This window comes from Aeromonas sp. ZOR0002, from assembly GCF_963866995.1.
Lineage (GTDB): Bacteria > Pseudomonadota > Gammaproteobacteria > Enterobacterales > Aeromonadaceae > Aeromonas > Aeromonas caviae.
This window is the reverse complement of record NZ_CAWMFQ010000330.1, coordinates 1-7,252: the sequence shown is the minus strand read 5'-3', so window position 1 is coordinate 7,252 and position 7,252 is coordinate 1. Positions and strand designations below refer to the sequence as shown.

Below are 7,252 nucleotides of genomic sequence, written 5' to 3'. Positions count from 1 at the left end.
TGGCGCTGGCCGCCGGAGAGCTGTTCCGGCCAGGCGTGGCGTTTGTGGCCCATGCCAAGGCGCGCGAGCAGGGCATCGAGGCGCCCATCGTCCTGGGGCAGGTTGTTTATCTGAAGGGGCAGGGCGAGGTTCTCGGCCACGGTCAGGGTCGGCAGCAGGTTGAAATCCTGATAGACGATGCCGAAATGGCGCCCGCGAAGCCGGGCCCGCTCGTCTGTCGGCAGGGTGTCGAGACGGGTCTCTTCCAGCCAGATCTCCCCCTCGTCCGGGGCGATGAGACCGGCGATGAGGTTGAGCAGGGTGGACTTGCCACAGCCGCTTTGCCCCAGCAGCAGGCAGGTTTCCCCCGGGGTGAGGGCGAGATCCAGCCCCTCAAACAGGGGGAGCGTCTCGCCGCCGTTGGCGAAGCGTTTACTGAGGTTGCACAGGCTAAGCATGGGATAACCGTTTGATGGTCAATGGCTTTCACAATGTCCGTCACTATGCCAGTTAGTGATCGCGCCTGCAAAAGGGATGGGGATCCTCGCTGGATCCCGCTCGCCTGAGGTGGTTAGAATAGGGCCTTCCATGGGTCACAGGATGAGCAAGGATGTTACACAAGCAAGTCAGTTTTATCGTCGACAGCAAGGGCGTCAAGCAGGCTGCCGTGGTCCCCATCGATATCTACAACGAGCTGATGACCCTGCAAAAGGCCCTCTCCGACAACAAGCCGGGGGAGCGAGAGCTCTACCACTTCAACGGCAAGGGGGCAGAGGCCCATGGTTATCCGGTGGGCAAGCGGCAAAACCCCGGTTTCATGGTCCAGGCGGGCTCCACCGCCAACGGCGAGGATGCGGCCTCCCTGCGCGAGGCGGTGATCGAGCTGCGCCAGGAGCTGCTGGGCAAGGGGGTACTCGTTCCTCACCCCGAAGGAGGCTTCATCTTTACCGCCGATCAGCTCTTCAACAGCCCGAGCCTGGCCGCGAGCCTGGTGGCGGGCAACAACCGAAGCGGGCTGGATGCCTGGCAAAACAGCGCAGGCTACACCCTCAAGCAATCGGGTTTTGGCAAGAAGACCTCCTGATGACGGGGCCCGGCAACGGGCCTCGCTCATGTTTGCCTGAGTACCCGCGGCGGGCCACTCATCAGGATGACAAAGAGGCGGCTTCCCTTTGCGCTGCTAGCCTCAATGCCAGACGCCTGCCAGGAGATGCCGCCATGTCTGGACTCCTTCGCCTCGTGCCCGGGGCGGCCCTGCTCAGTGCCCCCGCCGCTGCGGGCAACGGCCCCCTCGATCTGACCCACAGCGGGGTCGGGCTCTTTGCCCTCGCCATCTTCGCCCTGGCTTACGCCCTGGTGATGGCTGAGGAGTACCTGAAGCTGCGAAAGTCCAAGCCGGTGCTGGTGGCCGCCGGCATCATCTGGATAGCCATCGGCCTGGTCTATACGGGGCAGGGGCAAAGCGAGCTGGTTCAGGCCGGGTTTCGGCACAACCTGCTGGAGTATGCCGAGCTGATGCTCTTCTTGCTGGTGGCCATGACCTATGTGAACGCCATGGAGGACAGGCTGCTGTTCGCCGTGCTGCGGGTACGCCTGGTGCAGGCGGGCTTCAGCCTGCGCACGCTCTTCTGGCTCACCGGTTTTCTCGCCTTTTTCATCTCCCCCGTGGTGGACAACCTCACCACGGCGCTGCTGATGTGCTCAGTGGTGCTCAATGTGGCAAATGGAGAGCGCCGCTTCATCAACCTGGCCTGCATCAACATCGTCGTGGCGGCCAATGCGGGTGGCGCCTTCAGCCCTTTTGGCGACATCACCACCCTGATGGTGTGGCAGGCGGGCAAGGTGCCGTTCCAGCAGTTTTTGCTGCTCTTCATCCCCGCCCTGCTCAACTTCCTGGTGCCGGCCACCCTGATGAGCCTGATGGTGCCCCGTCTGGTGCCCGCCATGCCGGGCGAGATGGTGGTGCCAAGGCGCGGCGCCGTTGTCATCGTGCTGCTCTTTGTGCTCACCATAGTGACCGCCGTCGCCTGCCATCATTTCCTGGGGTTGCCCCCCGTGCTCGGCATGATGATGGGGCTGGGCTACCTGCAATTTTTCAGTTTCTATCTGCGAAAGACCCAGCCCGTTACCCTGGCCCGGGCACGGGCGCTGTATGAGCGCACCGGGGACGAGGCCAGGCTGCTGCGTCTGGGCTCGATGGTGCCGTTCGATGTGTTCAACAAGATTGCCAAGGCGGAGTGGGACACCCTGCTGTTCTTCTACGGGGTGGTGATGTGCGTCGGTGGCCTCGGGTTTATGGGGTATCTGGCGCTTGCCTCCCATTTCCTCTACGACGGCGGCGATCCGACCCTGGCCAACGTCGCCATCGGCCTGCTCTCCGCCCTGATCGACAACATTCCGGTGATGTTCGCCGTGCTCTCCATGGAGCCGCAGATGAGCACGGGGCAGTGGCTGCTGGTGACATTGACCACCGGGGTGGGGGGCAGTCTGCTCTCGGTCGGCTCCGCCGCCGGGGTGGCCCTGATGGGGCAGGCCAGGGGCATGTATACCTTCGTCGGGCACCTCAAGTGGTTGCCTGCCATTTTGCTTGGTTATATGGTCGGCGTAGGGGCGCACCTGTGGCTCAACAGCGCCCTGTTTTAGGGAATCCGGTTCCAGGCACCAGGGAGAGGCAGGATGGGACAACTGTTCGAGGCGCTTTCGCCGCGCCATGTCACCTTTATCGAGGGGCAGAAGATCTTCTTTGTCGGTACGGCAGCCGCGAAGGGGACGGTCAATCTCTCCCCCAAGGGCGGGGATTCGCTGCGCGTCCTCGATGCCCACACCCTGGCCTGGCTCAACCTGACCGGCAGCGGCAACGAGTCCGCGGCCCAGGTGCTGCAACAGCCGCGCATGACGGTGATGTTCTGCGCCTTCGAGGGGGCGCCGCTTATTCTGCGAGCCTATGGCCAGGCACGGGTGCTGCACCGCACTGATCCGCGGTGGCCGTCGTTGCTGGCGCTGTTCCCCCCAAGCGTCGCGGCTCGCCAGATCTTCCTGCTGGACATTGAACGGGTCCAGACGTCGTGCGGCATGTCGGTGCCCCTGTTTGACTATCAGGGAGACAGGGAGGATCTCGCCAACTGGTCGGCACGCCAGGGGCAGGAGGGGATAGAGGCCTACTGGCGCAAGAAGAACCAGCTAAGCCTGGATGGGCTGGAGAGCGAGATCCTGGCGCGCAGCGGGTTGCAGGCCGATGACTGAGGCCTGCGCCCCGATGCAAAAAGCCCTGTCCATGGACAGGGCTTTTTCATTGCAGGGCATCAGGGGACGCGCTTGCCGCTCAGCAGCCAGTAACTGAGGGCCGACCCCAGGCCGCAACCGGCGATGGCGATGGCCATGGGGAGCGGCGATTCGGGGGGATTGAGGTTGACCAGCACCCCCACCAGGGCCCCAAGGCCAAAGCGCAGGGTACCCGCCAGCGCCGAGGCGGTGCCTGCGGACTGGGGGAAGTGGCCCATCAGGCCGGTCATGGCGTTGGCCCCCACCAGGCTGATGTGGCCGACGAAGAGCACGACGGGGATGACGATGCCCCACAGGCCCCCGGTCTGGCTCCAGGCGTTGTAGATGAGCAGGGCCCCGGCGAGCGGCAGCACGGTCAGGCCGTATCGCAGCATGCGCTCGGCACCCACCCCTTTCACCAGCCGGCTGTTGGCGAAGGTGACCACCATCATCAGCAGGATATTGAGACCAAAGAGCCAGCCGTAGTGCTCGGTCGGCACCTTGAAATACTCGATGTAGACATAGGGGGAGGCGCTCAGGAAGGCGAACATGCCGGAGCTCGACAGGGCGCCGCACAGCACATAGCCCATGGCACCACGGTGGGAGAGCACCCCCCAGTAGTTGCGAAGCACCTGCCCGAGTCGCAGGGGCTGCTTGTGCTCGGGTTTGAGGGTCTCCTCAATCTTCCACTGCATCACCAGGCAGATGAGCAGGCTGATGGCCACCAGCAGCCAGAAGATGACCCGCCAGTCGCTGTGAGCGCTGATGTACCCCCCCACCACGGGGGCCACCAGGGGGGCGAGGGTCATCACCAGGATGACGAAGGACATGGCGCGGGAAAACGCATCCTTCTCGAACAGGTCGCGCAGCAGCGCATTGACCACCACGGAACCCGCGGCGCCCCCTGCGGCCTGCAACATGCGCCAGGCGAGGAGCTCAGGCAGGGAGTCCGCCATGGCGCAGCCCACGGAGGCCACGGCAAACATCGTCAGGCCCGCCAGGATCACCGGCTTTCTGCCGAAGCTGTCGGCGAGCGGCCCGTAAAAGAGCTGGCCGATGGCAAAGCCTCCCAGGAAGGCGCTGATGGTGAGCTGGGCGCCGTCGATGCTGGTAGCCAGATCCCGGGCGATGGCGGGAATGGCGGGCAGATACATGTCCACCGCGAGGGGAGTCAGGCCCGCCAGGGCACCGAGCAGGATGAAGAGGAAACGGGGTGAGAGGGAGCTGGCTTGGGGCATAGGGTATCCGAGTCGTGGGCTGGGCCGGGTTAAGAGGCAGGTGTTGAGTCTATCAGTTTTGGCGGGCGCGATCAGGTGCATCCTGCCCGATACCCTTTTGTCGGGGGTGGCGCCAGAGCAGCCAGAGCCAGGCAAGCCATCCGAGCAGGGAGAGGGCATTGCCGGTGCGCTCCGGCCAGCGTGCCGCCAGGGTCAGGGTGAGGCTGTGGTGGCCCGCCGGAACCCAGAGTTGCATCAACCCCTGGCGATTGGCGCTCACCGTCAGCGCCAGGTGCCCGTCGAGGCGGGCCTCCCAGCCGGGGTAATGGTATTGGTGCAGGACCAGCCGGGTCGGCACCCGGGCCTTGACCTCCAGCGCCAGGGCGCGGGGTTGCCAGCGGGTCAGGCTCCAGCTCGCGCCTGGCGGTTCGGCGCTGACAGGCGGCTGGAACTCCTCCTTCCAGGCGAGCAGGGTCGGGGCGAACATGCCCCCCGGCACCTGCCTTGGCCTGTATTCCCGGGCACTGCGCTTGCTGTCGAACTCGAATGCCATGGCCTCCCGTTCGGGGGCCTGGGTGAGGGGGGCGTGACGCACATAGGCCAGGGTGGAGAGGAGGGTCAGCAGGAATACTCCCCACCAGAGCCCCTGCCAGAGACGATGGGGCTGGGTGCCGAGCGCCACCACGGCGACCGTGGCAAGGGCGAGCACCAGGTTGAGCCGCCAGGGAAACTGCACCCGCTGCAAGGGGGGAAGCAGGCTCCAGAGAGGCTGGCTCGGGGGCAGCATCATCAGGAAGGCGACGACGCCGATCGCCCCCCAGCACAGCAGCTCGGGGTGGCGCGGCTCCCGGGCGGCGGCCCAGGCGATGAGCAGCAGGGCCAGAGTCAGCATGCTCTGCCACGCCAGGTGACCGCGAAAACGCCAGTCCTCCCAGGCGCTGGGCAGGCGGTCGAGAAAGTTGCGCCTGTAGTCGAACATGCCGCCGCGCATCAGCTCCATGGAGATGGCCCCCTGATCCGCCAGGGCGGGCAGCAGCAGGGCGGCTGCCATGCAAAGCCCCACACCCTGGGCGCCGAGGGCTTGCCAGCAGGGCGTCAGAGTGCGGGTGCGTCTGGCGAACCAGAAGGCGCGCAAGGTGACCAGCCCCATCATGAGCAAGAGGCTGGGGAGGTGGGAGAAGGCCAGCAGCGCCAGCCCCAGGATCAACAGGGGCAACCCCTGAGGTCGTCCGCGGTGGGCGAGATCCTGCCCCAGCAGGATAAGGGGAGCCCAGGCGAAGGCCCAGAACTCCGCCAGGGCGAAGCGGGCATAGAGATCCATGGCGACATGATAGGGCAGCGCCAGATAGAGCAGGCTGGCGGCCAGGGCCCGGCCAGGGGGCGTGGTGGCACGCAGCCACAGATAGGCAAACACCCCGGAGAGCAGCAGGGCCAGGGTGGCGCTGCCAAGCAAAGGGTAGATGGCCTGCTGGGGGTGGGCACCGGGCCCGGCAAAGAGGGCGCTGACGTAGTAGGGGAGCGGGGGATAGAAGAAGAAGGTGGGGCTGCCGAAGCCGCCGTTCATGGCCATCAGCCAGCGGGGATAGAGTTCCCCCTGCCAGTGCTGGCGGGCAAAGTAGTGGCCGGAGAGCAGGTGATGAAACAGATCGTGTCCCTGGCTGCCCCCCTGCCACCAGAGCGGCAGCATCAGCAGGGCGCAGGCCAGCAACAGGGCCAGCGCGACCCGGATCCCCTCCCCGGTTCCGCTCGTGTTTCTTTCCATTGCACTGGTTCCTGACAGACCCGGCTGTGAGTGTAGACGAGTCGTGCGATGCCCTCGCAAGCGCCCGGTTCAGCGGGGCAGGGCGAGCCAGAGGCCGGGTTCGGCGTGAAAGCGGGGGGAAAACCAGAGGGTGTCATAAGGGCCTGGTAGCGCCTCTGCCCCCAGGGGGCGGCGGCTGAGGCGGCAGGCCCCCTGGGTGAGCGCAAGGGCGGCATCCCCCCGGTACCAGCCGTCGGTGACGGGCAGGGTTGTGGTCTCCCTAAGCAGCCTCACTCCCCACTGGGTCACCAGCGCCGGGCACGTTTGTTCTGCCAGTCTGGCGGCCCGGGTCATGGCTGGTGCCACCGGTGGGGTGAGGGTGCAGAGCAGCAGCAACAGGGCTCCCAGCATGGCTGTCAGCTCGCCCCGGCGTGGCAGCCAGCCTGCCAGTAGCACGATACCGAGCAGGGTGATGGGGGCCAGATGGCGGGGATTGTCCGGATTCTGGCCAAACAGGGTCCAGAGCAGCAGAACGAGCCAGTAGAGCGTCCAGAGCACGGAGGGGGTCGCATTGTGATCCTTGGACCGTTGCCAGAGTGGCAGTATCAGCAAGGCCCCCATCAACAGGGGCCAGAGCGGGGTGAACTGATCGTTGAAGGTATTTGCCCAGCTCAGCAGCCGATCCCCGTGGGCCGCCGCCGTGTTGCCCCAGAGGGTAAAGTGGCCGTCGGTAAAGCGGCGCCCCTCGGCAAAATAGGCCCAGCCATCGGCCTGCCAGACAAACAGCAGGCAGGCTAGCCCCACCAGCGCGATGGGGAGCACAAATCTGACGCGGTTGCCCTGCTGCGCCATCACGAGCCACAGGGGCAGCAGGGCCAGCACGAAGTAGGAGGGGCGCAGCGCCAGCATGAGGCCCAACAGCAGACCCGCCAGCGCTATCTTGCGCTGTTGCAAGGCCAGCAGCGCGGCCAGCCAGGCGGCCAGCGCCGGCCCGTCGGACAGGCCGGAGAGCGCTAGGGTCGGGGTGAGCGGCAGGGCCAGCACCAGCAGCCAG

Annotated in this window: 7 protein-coding genes; 3 read left to right on the top strand and 4 right to left on the bottom strand. The window is 65.8% G+C overall.

Annotated elements, in window-relative coordinates:
* Positions 1-437, bottom strand: a 437-nt coding sequence (locus AACR77_RS17640) for an ABC transporter ATP-binding protein (protein WP_042883074.1), incomplete at its 3' end; no start/stop codon positions are given.
* Positions 438-589: 152 nt separating this feature from the next.
* Here AACR77_RS17640 and AACR77_RS17635 point away from each other — a divergent pair.
* From AACR77_RS17635 to AACR77_RS17625, 3 genes are all read left to right on the top strand, one after another.
* Complete coding sequence (locus tag AACR77_RS17635; protein ID WP_010674381.1) at positions 590-1,063, top strand: DUF4357 domain-containing protein; 474 nt, start codon at positions 590-592, stop codon at positions 1,061-1,063.
* A gap of 134 nt (positions 1,064-1,197) precedes the next feature.
* The gene (gene nhaD / locus AACR77_RS17630; RefSeq protein WP_042883072.1) at positions 1,198-2,622 is read left to right on the top strand and encodes a sodium:proton antiporter NhaD; all 1,425 of its coding nucleotides are present in this window, start codon (positions 1,198-1,200) and stop codon (positions 2,620-2,622) included.
* A 33-nt stretch (positions 2,623-2,655) separates the two neighbouring features.
* A complete protein-coding gene (locus AACR77_RS17625) occupies positions 2,656-3,222 on the top strand; it encodes a pyridoxamine 5'-phosphate oxidase family protein (protein WP_042883070.1) in 567 nt (188 codons plus the stop codon).
* Between the two features lie 59 nt (positions 3,223-3,281).
* Here the strand turns inward: AACR77_RS17625 and AACR77_RS17620 are convergent, their stop codons facing one another.
* From AACR77_RS17620 to AACR77_RS17610, 3 genes are all read right to left on the bottom strand, one after another.
* Entirely contained in the window at positions 3,282-4,478 is a 1,197-nt protein-coding gene (locus AACR77_RS17620; RefSeq protein WP_010674385.1) for a Bcr/CflA family multidrug efflux MFS transporter, read from the bottom strand.
* A gap of 52 nt (positions 4,479-4,530) precedes the next feature.
* The gene (locus AACR77_RS17615; protein ID WP_042883069.1) at positions 4,531-6,219 is read right to left on the bottom strand and encodes a hypothetical protein; all 1,689 of its coding nucleotides are present in this window, start codon (positions 6,217-6,219) and stop codon (positions 4,531-4,533) included.
* A gap of 69 nt (positions 6,220-6,288) precedes the next feature.
* On the bottom strand, positions 6,289-7,252 hold a 964-nt coding region (locus AACR77_RS17610), incomplete at its 5' end, for a hypothetical protein (RefSeq protein WP_042883067.1).